The 18405-nt window shown below is 45.7% G+C and carries 16 protein-coding genes; 3 read left to right on the top strand and 13 right to left on the bottom strand.

The window, feature by feature from the left end:
- Positions 1-69: 69 nt before the first annotated feature.
- From HMPREF9473_RS03325 to HMPREF9473_RS28020, 7 genes are all read right to left on the bottom strand, one after another.
- Positions 70-1143, bottom strand: a complete 1074-nt coding sequence (locus tag HMPREF9473_RS03325) for a hypothetical protein (RefSeq protein ID WP_006778648.1) — start codon at positions 1141-1143, stop codon at positions 70-72.
- 100 nt (positions 1144-1243) lie between these two features.
- Positions 1244-1888, bottom strand: a complete 645-nt coding sequence (locus HMPREF9473_RS03320) for a TasA family protein (protein ID WP_006778647.1) — start codon at positions 1886-1888, stop codon at positions 1244-1246.
- Between the two features lie 132 nt (positions 1889-2020).
- On the bottom strand, positions 2021-2719 hold the full coding sequence (locus HMPREF9473_RS03315; protein ID WP_006778646.1) for a TasA family protein: 699 nt from the start codon (positions 2717-2719) through the stop codon (positions 2021-2023).
- 108 nt (positions 2720-2827) lie between these two features.
- The gene (locus HMPREF9473_RS03310; protein ID WP_006778645.1) at positions 2828-3376 is read right to left on the bottom strand and encodes a hypothetical protein; all 549 of its coding nucleotides are present in this window, start codon (positions 3374-3376) and stop codon (positions 2828-2830) included.
- A 7-nt stretch (positions 3377-3383) separates the two neighbouring features.
- Positions 3384-3890 carry a signal peptidase I gene (locus tag HMPREF9473_RS03305; protein WP_006778644.1) on the bottom strand — a complete coding sequence of 169 codons (507 nt, stop codon included), beginning with the start codon at positions 3888-3890 and terminating at the stop codon, positions 3384-3386.
- A 45-nt stretch (positions 3891-3935) separates the two neighbouring features.
- A complete protein-coding gene (locus HMPREF9473_RS03300; RefSeq protein ID WP_034857890.1) occupies positions 3936-7280 on the bottom strand; it encodes a hypothetical protein in 3345 nt (1114 codons plus the stop codon).
- A 101-nt stretch (positions 7281-7381) separates the two neighbouring features.
- Positions 7382-8092: a hypothetical protein gene (locus HMPREF9473_RS28020; RefSeq protein WP_006778641.1), complete on the bottom strand. Its 711-nt coding sequence runs from the start codon at positions 8090-8092 to the stop codon at positions 7382-7384.
- A 203-nt stretch (positions 8093-8295) separates the two neighbouring features.
- On the opposite strand from HMPREF9473_RS28020, the gene HMPREF9473_RS03290 reads away from it, so the two are divergent.
- The 3 genes from HMPREF9473_RS03290 to HMPREF9473_RS03280 all read left to right on the top strand — a co-directional run bounded on the left by HMPREF9473_RS03290 (position 8296) and on the right by HMPREF9473_RS03280 (position 12113).
- The gene (locus tag HMPREF9473_RS03290) at positions 8296-9531 is read left to right on the top strand and encodes a BTAD domain-containing putative transcriptional regulator (protein WP_006778640.1); all 1236 of its coding nucleotides are present in this window, start codon (positions 8296-8298) and stop codon (positions 9529-9531) included.
- Positions 9532-9669: 138 nt separating this feature from the next.
- Entirely contained in the window at positions 9670-10599 is a 930-nt protein-coding gene (locus HMPREF9473_RS03285) for a tyrosine-type recombinase/integrase (RefSeq protein ID WP_006778639.1), read from the top strand.
- A gap of 50 nt (positions 10600-10649) precedes the next feature.
- Positions 10650-12113 (top strand): SIR2 family protein, encoded by a 1464-nt coding sequence (locus tag HMPREF9473_RS03280; RefSeq protein WP_006778638.1) that lies wholly within the window; start codon positions 10650-10652, stop codon positions 12111-12113.
- A 25-nt stretch (positions 12114-12138) separates the two neighbouring features.
- Here HMPREF9473_RS03280 and HMPREF9473_RS03275 read toward each other — a convergent pair whose 3' ends face one another.
- The 6 genes from HMPREF9473_RS03275 to HMPREF9473_RS03245 form a co-directional block, all read right to left on the bottom strand.
- Positions 12139-12858 carry a toll/interleukin-1 receptor domain-containing protein gene (locus tag HMPREF9473_RS03275; RefSeq protein ID WP_006778637.1) on the bottom strand — a complete coding sequence of 240 codons (720 nt, stop codon included), beginning with the start codon at positions 12856-12858 and terminating at the stop codon, positions 12139-12141.
- A 203-nt stretch (positions 12859-13061) separates the two neighbouring features.
- Positions 13062-13637, bottom strand: a complete 576-nt coding sequence (locus HMPREF9473_RS26695; protein ID WP_278245516.1) for a proline racemase family protein — start codon at positions 13635-13637, stop codon at positions 13062-13064.
- Between the two features lie 81 nt (positions 13638-13718).
- Entirely contained in the window at positions 13719-14912 is a 1194-nt protein-coding gene (locus HMPREF9473_RS03260; RefSeq protein ID WP_006778634.1) for a pyridoxal phosphate-dependent aminotransferase, read from the bottom strand.
- A gap of 1 nt (position 14913) precedes the next feature.
- Positions 14914-16347, bottom strand: coding sequence for a 6-phospho-beta-glucosidase (locus tag HMPREF9473_RS03255; RefSeq protein WP_006778633.1), 1434 nt, complete (start codon positions 16345-16347; stop codon positions 14914-14916).
- Between the two features lie 3 nt (positions 16348-16350).
- Positions 16351-16689 (bottom strand): PTS lactose/cellobiose transporter subunit IIA, encoded by a 339-nt coding sequence (locus HMPREF9473_RS03250; protein ID WP_006778632.1) that lies wholly within the window; start codon positions 16687-16689, stop codon positions 16351-16353.
- A gap of 38 nt (positions 16690-16727) precedes the next feature.
- Positions 16728-18395 carry a PTS transporter subunit EIIC gene (locus tag HMPREF9473_RS03245; protein WP_006778631.1) on the bottom strand — a complete coding sequence of 556 codons (1668 nt, stop codon included), beginning with the start codon at positions 18393-18395 and terminating at the stop codon, positions 16728-16730.
- Positions 18396-18405: the final 10 nt, after the last annotated feature.

Raw genomic sequence — 18405 nt, 5'->3', positions numbered from 1 at the left:
TGATATCTTCTCTTTTGGAGTCATAAGTAATATATCATATTATGGTTTTTTTGAAAACAGATGATTTTCTTAATATTTTGTTTCCAGCGCTTCTTTTTTGCGTCTGTCTGCCGGAATTAAATAGTGCTTCAGTAAACCGATAATGCTGAGGAGTATAAAGATTTCCAGCCATCTTATGATAACTCCAGGCTCTACCATGTCTGAAAATGCTGCCAGCGGTACCGGCTCGTCGTCAACTACAATCTGCATGTCATCCGGGTTGTCAAGGATGGTTCCTTCCGGGAACAACTCTTCTGCCGGCACGTTTTCGGCCAGGACACCACCGCCCTGATAGGCTGTGGCGGCCGCCGGCGCGTTGCCTGCTGCGTTATCCGTCAATGCAGGCTGATTGCCGGCATCCGGGTTCTGGGCTGCTGCCTGGTTATTGTCACCGGTGGCGCCTGGGGTGATGCCAGGGCCGGCGTTGCTGCCGCCAGTGGTATTGCCACCGCCTGGATTGCCACCTGGGGTATTGCCGCCGATTTCGGAGTTATTGCCGCCGGTGGTGTCGCCTCCCGGGATTTCGCTGTCGGTTCCCTCCGCGATAAACTGCCAGTCTATCTTGCTGAATGATGACGCAAATTCGTTGGTCATCTCTTTGCCAGGTAGTTTTACCACGATGCGCAGATTCAAAGACCCACGGGATTCTACCTGTCCCAGAGAAATAACAGCTGCGCTCTCGCCTGAATTCTGGCTGCCGGATGCATTTCCCTGGTATAACAGGTTCTCTCCACGCCAGATTTCCATGGAAATGATGTCCAGCAAGTCGGATTTGTAGTTCTTACCTTCGATGGCCGCGGCGTCCTCAGAGCCGGCTTCTATGGTATTGATATCTCCAGGCTGGACGCGAAAATAAAAGGATACGGTCTGGCTGCTGTTGTTGGTGATGGCCACCGTATTCTCTATGGTGTCGCCCGGCATTAAACCTTTCATGTTGCTGAATAAATCCCGGTTTTTGCCGACCGTGAAATTCCAGGTACGGTTACCGGTCAGCTCCGCTCCGGCGTTGGTCACCGGTGCGGCGTAGGCAGTTGTACTGCCCAGTACAATAGCAGATGCGATTGCTATGCTCTTTACCAAATTTTTTATTCTTGAACATCTCATGGGCAGTACTCCCCCTCTTCTTTATAATAATATTGCCCTGACAAACTTGTGTCAAGGCAATATGGGAAATCTTATCAATATGTAAATCTGTCGGATATCTTTATGCCTGTGAATTTGCTTCTGACGTCTCTGCCGTTTCTGTCTCAAGAGGTTTAATGTCCTGACCTGCAAATGCTGCCTGAGCAGTTTCTGCGCCTAAGTTATCGGACTGGATTGCTTCTGCTGTCAATACAATATCGATTTTAGCATTTGCAAATTCATTGCCGAAGTCAGCGCCTGGGAAGGAAACTTCGTCAAACGGTACGTAAGTAGATGTTCCGCCGAGAGATAAAACGTTCGGGCAATAGAAATACAGTTTACCGTCTACTAATTCCGGCTCAACAACCGTCTTGTCTTTCATATAAACCATCTTTGTCAAGTCAACATCTGCTGCGTCGGCTGTTGCTTCTACCTGTACTCTCACCCATGCGTCGTTAGAATTATTAACCAGGGCAACTTCCGGTTTTTTCTCAAGAACGGAGCCTGGTGTAATGCCTGCGTAGGAATAACCACCATTTTCATTTTCTTCAACGCTTCCACCTACCGGAGTAGCTGGCACAGCCTCTGTCAAATTGATATCTACCAGACCGGTTGTGATTACGTTGGTTGCTGTCTCAGTATCTGTGAACCATGCCAATGTTCCACCAACTGCTAATAATGCTCCTAATGCTACTACCGCTACACCTAAAACCACTTTTTTCTTCATTTTCATATCCTCCTGATTTTCTAATCCTTATTTTTTCTTTCGCTTACAATCATTCTTTGTTTGATTCGATAGACTCATTATATCCTCTACCGGTTACATACTGGTTACATTTTACATTTTCTTCAAATATTTTCAAAAATTGAGAAATGCGTTCCATGCTCTGTCAGATGCATGCTCAACAGTTTCCGGTACTTCGATGAAATCAGACTGAATTGCTTCTGCTGTCAGCTGAATCTCGATGCTTGCTCCTGCATAAGCATTTCCCCAGGATGCTGGTACTCTGATATGGCTGAACAGGTAAACGCTCTCTGTGCTTTCTAAAATCTTGTCTCCGTAGATGGTTATGCAGTCTGTCACTGTCTCGCCATCAGTGATGCTTTCTTCTCTTGCGGAGGCATCTGCGTCTTCCATATTGCCCCAGGTGAATATCTTTGTCTGGTTTCCGGAGTAATCACTTCTCCAAAATTCCAGTCCGTCTGCTGAGAGTTCTTCGCCGTCACGACCTGTTACGGTAACTGTAATTTTCTCTCTGATGTAAGCAGGGTTTGTTCCAACGTTGGAAATCTCCGCCTTCTTCTCAAGAGTTGCTCCTGGAAGAATGTTGGTGTACTCAAGTCCAACAATCGTGCCGTCCTCGGTTTTCTGTGCGACTTTCCATACTTCGCCAGCGCCTGGTGTCGGAACTTCTTCATTCAATTTTATGTCGATGCTGCCCATGGTGACTACATTGTATGCTTCTTCTTTATCTGTGAAGAATGCAAGAGATGCGCCAACGGTAAGCATTGCACCGAGTCCCAGAACCACTGCTGCGATTAAAAGTCTCTTTCTCACAAAAAACCCCTCTCTGCTATCTTTGTAATAGCGATTTCTTTATCTTACTACTACAATATAACAAGAGAGGGTTACAACCCGGTTACATTTACCAGATTTTATGAAATTTTATTGTCTTACCTGTAAAAAGGCTTTTTGGGCGTCTGACAGGTCGCCGGATACGTTTTCCAGATTCAGATAGGCGCTTTGGACGGCTTCCGCATAGGTGATTATCTGGAGCTGGTCCAGACTCATATCGGGTGTCAGGTTGCTGTAAGTGATAAGCCGGTACAAAAAGTTTGTGGTTCCGCCTACGGGCAGTACCTCTTTGTAATAATAATATCCATCGTCACCTTTGATCCAGTCTATCAGGTTCACACCGGATATCTCAAGAATGCTGTTGGTTCCGGTAGTTGTGATGGACTCATTTGGCATTACCACCATCATCCGGACATAGCAGTCCGATGTACCGATATTGGTCACACCGATATCCGCCTGATTAAGTCCTTCTGTTTGGCTGTATACTTCCACAGATACCTGCCCGGCAGTGCCGGAGTTGACCGTCTGGGTCTGGGCACCTAAAAGGGCCAGGGTCTGTCTGCCGTAGAGCCCCAGAACCAGCAGGACGCAAAGTGCAAGGCTTGACAACCATATGATTAAGATTTTTCTTGTTTTCACAGATGCCTCAACTCTCTTTCTTCTTCTCAGGCTTTACAAGCTCCGGTATCAACTGAAGCAGGATAATGACGATGAATACGGCCGCTATCCCGAACATCCCCTTTGGGGTCTTCATATAGATGGATATGTAACCCAGCAGTGGGACGGACATTCCAGCTTTCCCTACCAGCATATCGAAGGATACCGGCGACGCGTCTTCCGTTGCGTTGGCATCTCCCTTTGTACGGAATTCCCGTTTATCGCTGTCGATGTCAATCACTCTATGGGTGGCCACCAGAGTGTCGGTCTTTGTAAAGGTAATCGGGTCACCGACTTTCACTTCCTCCGGTGTTACCGATTTGTCAACGAATACCACGCTTCCCACATGATAATAAGGCTCCATACTGCCGCTCAGTACCGCAAAGGTCTCATAGCCAGCCAGTCTTGGAATCAACAATACGCCTACGATTGCCAGGACGCAGATGAGTATTAAAATCGTCAGTGCGTTACATATTTTTGTTATAATCTTTGCCATGATGAATTGTTCCTCTTTCTTCTTATTATCTGTGAGCCGTTATGTTTAAGCGGCCGGCAGTTCCGCGTCACCGCCATCGCCCATACCTGTTTTGTCTTTATCCGGTACCAGCGCCGGCGGCGGCGTTAATTTGATATTCAGGTTCAGCGGCTGGCCGTCCGGGTATTCGGTGGTCAGCTGGAACTTGTCAGGCTCAACCGGTGTCACGCGGTTTACAATGACGTTGGTATCGGAAAAATATCCGGTGTAGGCCTTGTAGCCGGTGAAAACGATATCGTCTTCTGACTCCATTGGGTTGACGGTCTGGCTGGGGCCTCCCACGGGGAGATACCGGAGATTATCCAGTTCTGTAATCAGATATTGTGTACTGGCCGGTATATTCGTGAGCGTGCAGGAGGCCTCTGAAGATCCTTTTCCCACCGTAATTGTTGCATAGAATGCTTCTCCGGTGTGCGGTCTGCCCTCCTCTATGTTCTCTATCCGATATAAAAATGTCTGGTTTTCATCATCTACCATTGGGGTAGAATCGCTTTCTGAAGAGACTAACTGTTTGCGCAGTACCATAGTGATCAATTTTTCTTTGTAAGCCCCACGGTATGTCAGAACTACTGACTGGGCACCGGGCGATGATAAACCGGTATCAGCCAGCGAACTGGCTGGTCTCACCCGCCAAGACTTGACATATTGCACCAACGTTGTATAATCCTTAGTTCTCTCGTTATATTCCCAATCAATAAAATGGTCGCCAAGCATTTCTTCTATCTCTTGTTTATTATTATAACTTTGTTCTATCACGCTGCTTACTCGACCTACTTGAACCTTTCTCACCGAAGGCCATACATTATCATCCTGCCTTGTTTTTCGATTTAAGTTATAAAAAATATCAATACCGCCGCCATTCAAATTAAAAACTACTTTTTGCGCACTTCCCTTTTCCCCATTCAGTAGTTCCGCCGTTGTTTTTGTTGTTGTACCTTGACCGCCTTCCCAATCAATATACCAACGAAATTGACTGCCAAGCATCGCATCGATATCAGCTAACTGCCCGTTCTCATCATACCACTCATTCTTCGTCTTATCCCAGACTATCTCGCCTTTTCCCAGCGTTCCATCCGCTTGAATGGTACCTGATACCATACCGGCTACAGTGTCAACGGTTCCTTCTCCACCTTCAACGATAATTTCATCCGGCGTCTCCAGTTCTCCAACGGGGACACCTGTCTGCGTTACAGTATATCTGGTGTCGACTGGCAGGCCGGCAAATGTTTTGCTTTCACCAGGGGCAAGCGATAAGGAAGTTTCAATTTTACTTCCAGCTATGGATAATATTTCCCCTTCCAAGGTAACTGTGGCAGTCGCCGGTAAGTTGGCAAGTGTCACGTCATAGGTATATACTTCCCCTTCAGCAAATGTTTCCGCACCGTCAGCCAGTTCCTTTTTAATCGTCAACGTTCCCGTCGCTCCTGTCAATGCGCGCTGATTAACTTCACTCATCAGGAAGGACACCGACGCACCGGAGGTATTGCGGGCCGAAGAGGTACTGCTGTAAAATCTTATTTTGCTTTTTTCTTTGTAGATTAAGGCTTCCAGCACCATACCCAGTTCTTCGTTGGGGTCTGTGCTTGCGACATAGCCCTCTTCGTAGGAAACTTCCTCTTCGCTGTCAGCTCCCGGACGGTTTTCGAAGTCTTCGTCATTTACTTCACCGGCTACCGGAGCGGCGACACGGGGTACCTGGTGGGTGGAGATGGATACTTCCAATCCTTCCGCCGGGGCGTTGTCGTTGGCTGCCTCTGGTTCGTTGGCCTCGGGGGCCTGGTTGTCGTTGGCTGCCTCCGGTTCGTTGGCCTCAGGGGCCTGATTGTTGTTGTCTGCCTCCGGGGCGTTCGCTTCGGGGGCCTGACTGTTGTCATCTGCCTCTGGAGCATTTGTTTCCGGGGACTGATTATCACCGGTCTCTCCCTGGGAAATATCTCCGGATTCCGGATTTTCATTCTCTGTATTTTGATTATCACTTTCTGTTACTGCGGAATCATTGGTCTCTGTCTGGACTGTGTCTGTCTTGTCTGTTACGGTTTTGTCGTCACTTTCGGCTGTGCTGTCGGCGCTGCCATTGCCTGAGCCGCCTGCTCCGCCACCACCGCCTGCCCCACCGGCTCCGCCGCCGAGATTGCCGGCGCCTTCTACGGATTCCAGGGTTTCCAGAGCTTCTAAGGCTTCCAGGCGTTTCTTCTCCAGATTGGTCTCTTCCAGCAATACGGACGCACTGGGAACATAGATTTTACCTGTCTGGCGATTTCCTATGCGAACCTGGAAAATGTAATCGTCAATGGATTTGTTTTGGAAAAAAAGGATAATCTCTTCGTTTCCGGTTATTTTATAATCTTCTGCCTTGGCTTTGTCAGCGTTGGAGCCGGTAGCATTTTCATAATCATTTTCTTCCGCTACGGCAGCTGTCTCTGTGACGTCAGGCGTTTTCGTTGGAGATGTTTCTGTCACTGTCGGTGATGCTGTTGCGGTTGATGATGTTTCTACCGGTGATGTTTCTGTTGATGATATCTCTGTTGATGCTTCTGTTATTGATGTTTCTAATTCTGATGTTTTTGTTGGTTCAGATATTTCTGTTGGTCTGGATATTTCGGATGTTTCTGTTTGCTCTGTTGATTCTGTTGGCTCCTTTGATTCTGTTGGCTCCGTCGAATCTATTGGTTCCGTCACAGATTCCTGTTCTCCGGCCTGGACAGTTGTTATTTCTGAAGTCTCTATCGCTTCCGAATTGTCCGGTATCTCTATCTGAATAGCACCCTGTGTGGTCTCTTCCGTCGAATCTGCCGTCGAATCTGTCTGGGTACTCTCCGGCTCAGATACGTCAGACACCGTCTCTGATTCCACAATTTCCTGAGACTCAGTCGGCGCGCTCTGCTCTGTTGTGGCTGCCTCTGCCGGGGACGCTACGGAGGCTTTTGATGCTTCTGTCTCTGCCGGCTGCGTTTCCTCCACCGCATCCGTCATCTGCTTTCTGGCAAATACGGATACTTTGGCTCCGGCGGGGAGAATATTCTCACCGAAATCATAATCTACATAATATAGAGGTTCCTCGTTCTTTTTGCTGGAAAACAGAGCTTCATACTGCTTCACCAGTTCCTCATCTTCGCTATCAAATTTCATGACAGAACTGTTGAACTGCACATTATAGCTGATTGCATATTCAATATTTTCCTGAAGGGCCTCGATATCCATATCAATCATGCACTCTTTTGTGACGCCTACATAGTCATAGGTCTCTACATCGGCCCATGTGGCTCCGGCAAAAGAAGGCATCATCAGGCATACCATCAGACCCCCTGCGAAAAATTGTTTGATTTTCTTTCTGATATTTCTCTTTCTCATATTATGCACCTACCAGCATCGCGTCTATTGTTCCTAAGTATTTGTATTATAGCAGGTTCCCGTTACATATCGGTTACATTTTTTCCATATTATAACATGTTTTATCCTAATTGTAACTCTTCATATTCCAGTTCCACGGCACATGACATATCCGTCAGCTTTGCAAGCTCAAGAAAACTCCGGAAACGCATAGTTTCCTTCGCTTCCAGCCATTTCACAATGCCCTGCCAGGTATCGTTCTCCTGATAAAGTACCTGAATGTGATAAGTTGCTCCGGGAACCGTGTACCACTGCATGCCTGCCGCATCGACAGTTGATACACCGCAGCCGTTAACTTTCTCCAGCATATAGCCAAATGCCCCTGAAACCACTTCTTCCTCCGGAAACGCCATCATGATCTGCTCGATTAATTCCAGGAAACTATGAAAAACGATTTGATTGTTGGTTCCCTTACGCTCTATCCAGCCCTGCCAGCTGGCATTGTAACGGTGTCTTAAACAGATGCGAAACTGGACCGTATTGCATGTTCCATCCGTATGATATCGACGGGCTTTCTGAATCCGATTTTGACTTTCCGGTCCCGGCACGGCAGTTTTCACAAAGCTTCTGTCTTCCACAACAGCCTTCGGCGCAGACTCCTGGTCACAGATATCCTCCACCAGGCGCGCCATTTCCATAAAGGTCCCAAACCGGGCCCCACCGGCACATGTTTTATGAAACAGGGAGCCTCTAAGCGCCTCCCTCTCCGGTTTCTCAACGGTCAATATAAAATTTCTGTAATCTTTCAGGAATTGATTGGCATCTCCAGACATATAATTCCCTCCCTATGTTATGATTCAACCAGTATATATTCATAGCATAGCTTATGATGGTTACATTTCGGTTACAAATTCTCCTATTTTTACCAGATAATTATTTTCCCTAATCTACTGGACTTTTATGGGAAAAATCTTTATACTTATAGTATTGTCTATCATTATGTCCGGATATGATAAATGCGAGGAGAATACATAATATGAAACAACAAGAAGCGTCACCAACGGTATTTGTAAATACCTTAGGTGAATTTTCTATTACGATTGACGGCAAGACTGTTGATGACCGCAATCACCAATCAAAAAAAGCATGGATTTTACTGGAATATCTGCTTACTTTCCGAAATCGTGAAATATCTCCGGAAGAGTTGATAGAACTTATCTGGAAGGACGAAGATTTGAGCAATCCCAGCGGGGCGCTCAAGACGCTGATGTTCCGGGCACGTAAGTTATTGACGGACCTTGACTATCCACCTCAGATGCTTATTTTACAGCAGCGCGGTTCCTATTCCTGGAACAGGAATTTGAATACCATTGTGGATGCGGATACATTTGAAGCTCTTGTCAATAAGGGAATCGGCAATGAGGGGACGCCGGAAGAGCGGCTCGACGCCTGTCTCCAGGCATTGGACATTTACAAGGGAGATTTTCTTCCAAAATCCAGTTATGAATCCTGGGTGATTCCGGTCAGTACCTACTATCACTCGCTTTATCAGAAGACGGCGCATACGGCTATTCGGTTTTTGATGGAGGCTGAGGACTATATAAAGGTTGTTGATATCTGTCAGAAGGCTACCAATATTGAGCCTTACGATGAAGATTTACATTATCACCTGATTTATGCCATGTTCAAGGGCGGCCAGCAACAGGCGGCGCTGGAGCATTACAACCATACGATTGATATGCTTTACAGTGAATTTGCCATCACGCCTTCGGAGCATTTGAAATCGCTGTATAAGATTATCCGCGATACGAAGCATGGGGTTGTGACGGACTTGAGTGTGCTTCAGGCGGCGCTGATGGAAGAGACCCGGAAGTCGGGAGCATTTTTCTGTGAGTATTCGGTGTTTAAAGACATTTATCAGCTGGAGAGCCGCTCGATTGAGCGTACGGGGGATTCAATTTATCTCTGCCTGCTGACGCTCAGCGATTTGAAGGGGAATCTGCTGTCGCAGCCATTTCTCAATAAGGGGATGGATTTGCTGAGGGATTCTATCCGCTCTTCGCTCCGGCGTGGAGATGTGTTCTGCCGTTACAGTGTCAGCCAGTTTATGCTGCTACTCCCTACGGCTACGTATGAGAATGGGGAGATGGTGTTGAAGAGGATTACCCAGAATTTCCACAGGACTTATACCCGCCGGGATATGATTGTGAATTATTCGTTACAGGCCGTGACTCCCGCGCCTGGGAAGACGGGGAATATTATTAATATATAAATGGAGACGGACTCCTTTGCCATGGTGTGGCAGAGGGGTCTTTTTTTGTCTGTAATCGGGCAAGGTTTTCGACAAATATCGACATTTCCAACATTTATGTTCATAATAGAAGGAAAATGTGGAAGGAGTGTGTTGGGTATGGAACGGTTGGAGAAGTTGATGAGTGAATATTTGGAATATTGCAGGCAAAGGAAGAATTTGAATGGGAAGACGTTGAAGGCGTATCGGATTGATTTGACGCAATATGCGGGATTTATTGAATCAATTGGGGGGGATGGGCTGCAGAGACATAGTATTGATACTTATATTACGGAAATTCATAAGCATTATAAGCCGCGGACGATTAAGAGGAAGACGGCGAGTTTAAAGGCGTTTTTTCACTATCTGGTGTATATTGAGGTGATTGGGGATAATCCGTTTAATAAAATAGATATTTCCTTCCGGGAGCCGAAGCTGCTGCCGAAGACGATTCCACTGCATACGATTCAGATTTTTCTGAGCGCTCTGTATGGGCAGAAGGCGGAGATGAAAACGGAGTATCAGGAAAAATGTCTTCTGCGGGATATTGCGGTCTGCGAGCTTCTGTTTGCTACCGGGATGCGGATTTCGGAGCTATGTTCTCTTTTGGCCGGTGATATTGATTTGAATAATGGGAATATTCGCATTTATGGGAAAGGGGCTAAGGAGCGGATGATACAGGTGGGGCACCGGGATGTGCTGCATGCGTTGTCCCAATACCGGGCGGCTTTTTTTGACGAGATTATGTCCAGTGGCTATTTCTTCGTCAACCGCCTCCACAGACAGCTGTCAGACCAGTCTGTCCGGTTTATGATTAATAAATATGTGGCGCTGGCGGACATCCCGCTGCATATCACGCCACATATGTTCCGCCATTCCTTTGCCACTCTGCTGCTGGAGCAGGATGTGGATATCCGGTATATACAGCGGATGCTGGGGCATAGTTCAATTACGACTACGGAGATTTATACGCATGTTTCTTCTTCGAAGCAGAAGGATATCTTGGTGAATAGGCATCCTCGGAATCAGATTGAGATTAATGAAGGATAATTCTCAATTATTCAACTGTATTAGATCTATAAGTGCGAGAGGAAAACAAAATGGCTGAAGTTTATTTATCTAATAAAATGGAGGAACTAGAAAAATTTCTAAATATTGTTTCGGAAGCCATTTTACAGGGAAATATGAGCCTGTTTTTGGGGGCCGGCTCTTCAATGCAGTATCAAGCTCCTAGTTGGAATGAGTTAATCGATAATATAGATGGCAACTATAACGCTGGAAGTAATATTGACAAGGCTCAATATGCTGAACTGAAAGGTGTTGATATCAAAACAGAAATTTCAAAGAAAACAGCGCTTATAAAGTTTGATAAACAGAATAAAAATACATATCTAAACTATCTTTTAAATTTTGACTATAAAAGTTTATGGACAACTAATTATGACCTTATTATAGAAAAAGTTTTGGAACAAAAAGCGAAAGCCTATAAAGTTATATATAAATATAGCCATTTTCAAGACTTATCTTATCCGGGCGGATGTTTTTTATTTAAAATTAACGGCAGCTGTGATGACCCCAAAACTATTATTGTTACTAAAGAAGATTTTATTAATTATAGAAAATCTCATGAAGCATATTTAATTTTGTTAAAAAGAGAATTATTGTGCCAGAATTTCTTATTTTTAGGTTGTTCATTTGAAGATGATATACTTCGAATATGTATTAAAGACATATTAAACTGTATTGAAAATAGCGAAGAAAATTATGTGTCAGAGCATTATGCAATTATAGTGGAAGAAAAAGCTGAAAAGTTAGAGTATATTTCAAAGGATTTATCAATTCATTACAGTATTAAATGCCTGACAGTTCAAAATGTAAATCAGGCATATAAAATTGCATATGGAATATCCTGTAAAGTTAAATATGGTTCCGTATTTGTTTCCGGTGCAAAAAAATATGAAAGGCATTCCGATGAAGAAAACTATGGAAAAATAGTATGTCAGAATATCGTTAATGCCTTTATGCAGTTTAAAGATTTCCCTTTTAAATTTATTTCGGGCATGGGCATGAGCATTGGCCATTTTATATGTGGCACGATAAAACAAAATTGCAAGGAAAAAAATCTTAATCTTAATCGATATTTACAGATGGAGCCTTTCCCATTTACCAGCAAAAATGATAATGATAAACATCGGGAGAATATCATAAATAAAGCCGGAATATTTTTGTTTGTATTTGGTGATTTAGATGAAGCATCTGATGGTATTCAAAATAGCGGGATATGGAGAGAATATATTTTAGCAAAGAAAAATAAAGAAAATATATTAATTCCATTACCGTGTGGAATTGACTCCATTTCTTATCGGATATTTGAAGAAGAAAAGAAGGAAGAAGATTCATTTTCGGCAAAATATTGTGATTTATTACAAAATTTTGATTATAAAGCCACCAACACAGATTTTTATGATGCTTTGGTAGATAAAATTATTTTAACAGTCAGAGAAAAAATGGATAACATTTTAGATGATATTGAATCCTCTTTAAAAATAGTGGAAGCACTTTAGAAAATTGCTTCCACTATTATCATTATTAACAGGAAAAAATAGAAGCATTAATTAAAAAAATGGATTCTACGATTTTATACATATCAAATGAGACATCTTTATTGTCATAAATGGTATAAGATATTCTATTTAATGCCTTTTTATAAGGATTATTAAAAAATAAGTTAGTTAAACATATTAAAATAATTGTTCGTTCTTTATAATTTGTATGATCAAAATTATTCACCACATTTAATGCATTATAGATGTCTATACTATTTGTTAATGTCAATCGTTTAAAATAATTTAGAGCGTCATTGAGTGTGGCAAATTTAGTCTGCATAGCTATGTCGTGAAAAATTCTATTTAAAATTTGTAATCCTATCTTATCAATACTCTCGCCGGTATGTAAAAATTGATATTTTATATTAAGTAAAAAATCCAATTCAGAATTTCTAACTTCCTCTTTTTCGATATCTAATAATATAGGGAAAATAGCGTTATGTTTTCTGCTTTCCAGGCTTTCATATAATCTTTTGGCTTCTTCACAAGGCCAGGGCCGGGAAAGAAAGGATTTGTTTATGATAATGATACAATAATTTGCAGTTTCTACACCTTCTTTGATAATGGAATTCTTTAAATTATCTCCCAGGAAAAGTTCATGCTGGTCATACCAGCAGTGTATCCCATAATTGTTAAAGAAGTTTAAAAACTTTACTGCAAAAGTTTCTCTTGCTTCACCAGAAAAAGAAAGAAATAGGTTCATTTTTTCCTCAATAAAATTTGCAATTTAATGTTGTTTACCAGTGTCATAAAATCTTATTGTTTGATAATTGAGAATTATCCTTCATATAAGACTATTATACCGCAAATCCGATAAAATGCGACATCTTTTCTTCGACACATTTCGACATGCTAACTTCCGCATATTAAAAATCCCCGTCATTTACCTGACGGGGAACTATTATTCTAAACTCCTACCACCCGAAACCCAAACCTCATCGAATCCGCCGGGTCCAAGACGAAGGTGGAAGTGCCACAGATGTAGGCCTGGCCGGTGATTTGGGGGATGATGGCGGGGTGGGTGGCTACGGTGGTTTCACTTTGGATGATGCCGGTGAAGCGGGCGCCGGTGAAATTCTCGTTTATGAAGGGCTGGCCTGCCGGGAGCTGGTGTTTGGCGTGGAGGGCAGCCAGCTTGGCGCTGGTGCCGGTTCCACAGGGGGAACGGTCGACCTGGCCTTCGCCGGAGATTACGATGTTTTTCTGGCTGGCGCCCGGACCACATTGGGAGGTATAAAACTCCGCGTTGGCAATGCCGGTGATGGCCAGCTGGGGATGGCTTACCTGATACTGGCGATTGGCTTCGGCTAGGAAGCGGACTGCCAGGGAAATCAGATTCGGGATTTGGTCAGCTTCCAGTTGGAGGTTATTTTTCTCTGCGTCCACAAGGGCGAAGAAACTCCCGCCGAAGGCAACATCGAAATGAATTTCCCGGCCGTCTACCCTGACACTCATATTCTGCTGATAGAGAAACGACGGCACATTTCGGATACAATGATCCTGGTCGGCTCCCCCGCCGTATGAGTCTCAATGGTAGTAAATACCTGTGAATAACGATTTACATCAATGACCGGCATTTTCATTCAGCTGCTTCACTCCTGTCTCCAGTCTGTCCAGACCTTCTTTTAAAATTTCAAAACTGGTAGCAATACAGATACGAATATATCCTTCCGATTCCGCTCCAAAGAACTTCTCCCCTCCCGGAATCAGGGCAAGGCGGACTGTGGATTTCAAGTACTCCGTAAATGCTTCCGATGTCATCCCAAACTCCCGGACATCCACATACAGCAGATAAGTTGCCTGCGGTTTATATGCTTTTAATCCGGGTATCCGGTTGATTCGTTCTACCGCATAATCCCTGTTTTTCTCCAGATGCCGCAGAAACTCATCCACCCAGTAATAACATTTCGTCACACAGGTCTCCGCAGCTACCTGGGATATGGATGCCGCGCCGCCGGCGGTGCTGATCACATCCGACGCCTCGATGATGTTCTCAAATTTCTCTTTGTCCACCCCATACACACACCCAATCCGAAGTCCCGCAAGTCCAAAGCTTTTGGAAAATCCAAACACGCTGAATACCCGGCGGCACCGCTCATTTCCCAAGGCGTAAATGCTGGTAAACTTGGCGTCGGAATAGATAATGTCGGACCAGATTTCATCATTCATAATCATCAGGTCATGCTTCTCGCACAGCTTCATTATAAAGTCCAAATCTTCTATATTATATACCTTCCCATAAGGGTTATGTGGGTTGCACAGGCCAATCATTCTGGTCTTCGGGGTAATGTAGGATTCCAGCTCAGATAAATCTATCTTCCCGTCCCGAAGACGCGCCGGAAACATCACCGGTATGGCGCCTGCTGCCAGTGCGGATTCCCGGAACAGATAATCGCAGGGGTCAAACACGATCATCTCATCCCCCGGTTTCAAAAATGCTCTGGCGATAATATACATCCCTCTCGCCGCACTGTCCACCGGCAGAATCAGATCGGCAGGTATCTCCTCCTGCTTGCGGGCCATGAGCGCCTGGGCTATCCCCTCTTTCAGGGATTCATACCCGGTCTTTGGCGCGTAGGAGAAATAGCCGTCATTGATATAATCTATCATGCTCTGTCGAATTTCCGGAGCGCAGGGATAGTCCGGGTCGGCGGCGGTCAGAGGGATGACTCCCTCCTCCACCTCTGCCCACCGGTAGTTAAACGCCTTTTTCTTTAACGCATCCACATTTACATTTCCGCTCTCAAACAGCTCCATCTTATCTCAAGTCCTCTCCATTTGATGAAATTACTTTTTTATACCAGTCAAACGAATCCTTCTTCATCCGTTTTCCTGTTCCATTCCCCTCATCATCCAAATCTACGTAAATGAACCCGTACCGCTTCTTCATCTCCCCTGTGGAAGCGCTGACAATATCAATAGGGCCCCATGGGGTAAATCCCATCAGTTCCACGCCGTCCTCATCCACGGATTTCTCCATTTCCTCAATGTGGGCGCGGAAATAATCAATCCGGTAATCATCATGAATAGCTCCGTCTTCCACCTTGTCCACGGCGCCCAGACCGCACTCCACGATGAACAGCGGCAGCTGGTATCTGCTGTACAACTTATCCATCGCCAGCCGCAGGCCAACCGGGTCGATGGTCCAGCCCCACTCGGATGCCTTCAGATAGGGATTCTTCACCCCTTTGATAATCTTCTTCGCCGCCTCATTGGCCTCAGCATTTGGATTGGAGCTGACGGTCTCGCTCATGTAATAGCTGAAGCCCACGTAATCCACGGTCCCCTGCTTCAACGTTTCCAAATCTCCGTCCTCCATCTCAAGGACAATCCCGCGCTTTCTCATCTCCGCCAGCGCGTATCCGGGATAATTTCCGCGGCACTGGACATCCGTGCAGAAGTACAGTTTCTTGTAGGTCTTGTTGGACTCGATGGAATCCTCAGGGTTGCAGGTCTCCGGGTAGTTCATAATAAATCCTGCCATACATCCAATCTTGAAATCCGGGTTGATGGCATGTCCCAGAATCACGGCCCGGGCGCTGGCTATCAGCTGATAGTGCATAGTCTGGTAAATCACCGTCTCGTCCTCCAGATGCTCGTCCAGCACAACACCGCCGGACAGGTAGGGGAGCAGCTGGAATTCATATTTCAGCATGTTGTTAATCTCATTGAAGGTCATCCAGTATTTCACTTTGTCCTTATATCTGGTAAAAATAGCCACGCAGTACCGCTCAAACAGCTCAATCAATTTCCGGTTGGTCCAGCCGCCGTACTCCTTCACCAGATGAAGGGGCATGTCGTTGTGAAGAATGGTGACCACCGGCTCGATGCCGTACTTCAACATTTCCTCAAACAGACTGTCGTAAAATTCCAGCCCCTTCTGGTTCGGCTCTATCTCATCCCCGTTGGGGAAAATCCTGGTCCAGCTGATGGACACGCGCAGACATCTGAACCCCATCTCCGCAAACAATTTCATATCCTCTTTGTAGGTATGATAAAAATCGATGGCCTTGTGGCTGGGATAATAATACCCCGGCATCACCTCTTCATGGATGATTCTGTCCTCATTGTGACGGGCGCCGGTCAGCACATCCGACACGCTGAGGCCCTTTCCATCCACATCGTAAGCGCCCTCGCACTGGTGGGCAGACAACGCGCCGCCCCACAAAAAATTCTCCGGTAATCTTCCCATCTTTTAACCCTCCAGTTTTTTTATTCTCATATCAATGGCTTCATACATTTCCACTATTTTTTCAGCCAGCTCATACTCTGATTTTACAGTCATCAGGGTGTCCATGCCGTGGGCGAAGAGGACGTTGTAACCCTGGGCATCTCCCTCACATTCCTTCTGCAGAATCTCTGTCTGTACCTCATGACCTTTTATCAGTTCCTCGTTGGCCAGCTTCATCGCCTCTCTGGCTTCCGCAAAATGATACTGCTGCGCCATATCCAGGCTCCTCCTTATGGAGACTCTGGCATCACCCGCATGCATGACCATCTGTATTCCACATTTTGCCAAAAAATCTTCTTCCATTGTTACAACCTCTCTTCGTATATATTTTGTATCTTCGTTTACTTGCCGGCTGTCACGTATCCGGCCTTCATCTCTTTTTCATATTCCTGCTTCTCATACACCTTGAAGAATGGGAGCCAGATCAGGAAGCTCACCGCTGTCAATATCAGACAGAGCACCACGCCCATGATGCTTCCGGTTCCAAAGTACGCCTGAATGTATACCGGCAGATACCACATCTGGAATGCCTGTGTCGGCACCGGTGCAAATCCAATCCTAAATGCCGCGTAGGTGATAATCGGCAGAATGATGGAGTTCAGCCACAGCGGAATCATCAGAATCGGGTTCCACACAACCGGGGCACCGAACACAACCGGCTCATTGATATTGAAGATGGATGGGAAAATGGTGACCCGTCCGATTGCTTTTAACCGTTTGCTCCGGGAGAACATCATCAGGATGACCAGTGTCAGTGTGGCTCCCTGACCGCCGATATACATCAGACCGTGGAAGGTCTCCATCAATGTCACGTTGGTTGCCACCTGACCTGCTGCCACTGCCGCGATATTTGCCGCCATACCTTCCATCCAGATAGCCCACACGATGGGGAACAGAATCCAGGTAAATCCAAAGGAATAGAGGAAACAGGTTAAAAAGCTGATTAAAATCATGCCCGGAAGTGTCTGTCCAATGGTTGCCACCGGTGCAAACAGTCCGCGGATAAAGAGACACAAGTCAAACCCCGTGGCGTAAATGCCAAGCCCCACCGCCAGACACACGGTTACCGGAATCAGGGCATCCACCCAGTTTACAACGATGTCCGGCATCACGCTGTCCTTTTTGAACAGGGAGTATTTTGATGCAATGCTGAACACCCATGCTGTGAAAATGCCAACCACTACGGATACCAGCATACCGCCGGTTCCAATCTTGTCCTGAACCAGAATGATGGTTCCCGCATCCCCGTCAAACGTCGGCATGACGATGATAAAGAACAGGGCCACGCTGGTCAGCGCCGCGGATATTTTCAACTTCTGGTTTCCCTTTTTCTCCATCACCTTAGTGGGAAGCAGGTAAGCCAGAAAAATGGCAATCAGTCCGAAGGAAAAGGTGTTCATCAGGGAGATATCCGGCAGCCAGCTTAACGCTTGGAACCGTTTTAATACTCCGACGATGGAAGCCACCGAACCAATCATAATCATAGGCAGGATACTCATGATGGATTCCTGGATGGAAGCCACATACTGGTTGCCGCAGATTTTGTTCAGTTTTGGAGCAAATGACTGATTCATCCAGCGGAAAAATGCATTTTCACCCTTGCCGGACTCTGCTTCCGCCGTGTGGCTGGGCTTCTCTGTCTTTGCTGTCTTTGCTGCCTTCTCCGGCTCCTGAATGGTGTTCAGCTTTGGCACTGTCCCGCCCTGCTGCTTCACATACTCTATGGCCTGCATCAGTGTGGCATCTCCGTCAATAGAGCCGTAGGCCTCCTTGTTGATAAAGATAACCGGAACACCGTACGGACTAACCTTCTCCCTGATACTGTCCGCATTGTACTCCAGATGCGGTCCCACCATCAGAACATCCGCCCCCTGGATGTTGTTCAGCATTTCCGCATCACTTCTCGCGATAATTTCCGCTTCGATTCCCCTCTTCTTAGCCGCTTTCCTCATGCTCTGGGCCATAAACCCGCTGGAAGCGCCTGCACCACATACAAGTAAAATTTTCATACGATATACC

Source organism: Hungatella hathewayi WAL-18680 (genome assembly GCF_000235505.1).
GTDB classification, from domain to species: Bacteria; Bacillota; Clostridia; order Lachnospirales; family Lachnospiraceae; genus Hungatella_A; species Hungatella_A hathewayi_A.
Note: the sequence above shows the minus strand (reverse complement) of the source record. Positions and strands in the feature narration are given on the sequence as shown.

Excerpts from the sequence above, each read along its gene's own strand:
- HMPREF9473_RS03260 (WP_006778634.1), bottom strand. The coding sequence starts at position 14,912 with ATGGAGCTGTTTGAGAGCGGAAATGTAAATGTGGATGCGTTAAAGAAA.
- HMPREF9473_RS03285 (WP_006778639.1), top strand. The coding sequence starts at position 9,670 with ATGGAACGGTTGGAGAAGTTGATGAGTGAATATTTGGAATATTGCAGG.
- HMPREF9473_RS03325 (WP_006778648.1), bottom strand. The coding sequence starts at position 1,143 with ATGAGATGTTCAAGAATAAAAAATTTGGTAAAGAGCATAGCAATCGCA.
- HMPREF9473_RS03300 (WP_034857890.1), bottom strand. The coding sequence starts at position 7,280 with ATGAGAAAGAGAAATATCAGAAAGAAAATCAAACAATTTTTCGCAGGG.
- HMPREF9473_RS03290 (WP_006778640.1), top strand. The coding sequence starts at position 8,296 with ATGAAACAACAAGAAGCGTCACCAACGGTATTTGTAAATACCTTAGGT.
- HMPREF9473_RS03280 (WP_006778638.1), top strand. The coding sequence starts at position 10,650 with ATGGCTGAAGTTTATTTATCTAATAAAATGGAGGAACTAGAAAAATTT.
- HMPREF9473_RS03255 (WP_006778633.1), bottom strand. The coding sequence starts at position 16,347 with ATGGGAAGATTACCGGAGAATTTTTTGTGGGGCGGCGCGTTGTCTGCC.
- HMPREF9473_RS03245 (WP_006778631.1), bottom strand. The coding sequence starts at position 18,395 with ATGAAAATTTTACTTGTATGTGGTGCAGGCGCTTCCAGCGGGTTTATG.
- HMPREF9473_RS03250 (WP_006778632.1), bottom strand. The coding sequence starts at position 16,689 with ATGGAAGAAGATTTTTTGGCAAAATGTGGAATACAGATGGTCATGCAT.
- HMPREF9473_RS03305 (WP_006778644.1), bottom strand. The coding sequence starts at position 3,890 with ATGGCAAAGATTATAACAAAAATATGTAACGCACTGACGATTTTAATA.
- HMPREF9473_RS28020 (WP_006778641.1), bottom strand. The coding sequence starts at position 8,092 with ATGTCTGGAGATGCCAATCAATTCCTGAAAGATTACAGAAATTTTATA.
- HMPREF9473_RS03320 (WP_006778647.1), bottom strand. The coding sequence starts at position 1,888 with ATGAAGAAAAAAGTGGTTTTAGGTGTAGCGGTAGTAGCATTAGGAGCA.
- HMPREF9473_RS03275 (WP_006778637.1), bottom strand. The coding sequence starts at position 12,858 with ATGAACCTATTTCTTTCTTTTTCTGGTGAAGCAAGAGAAACTTTTGCA.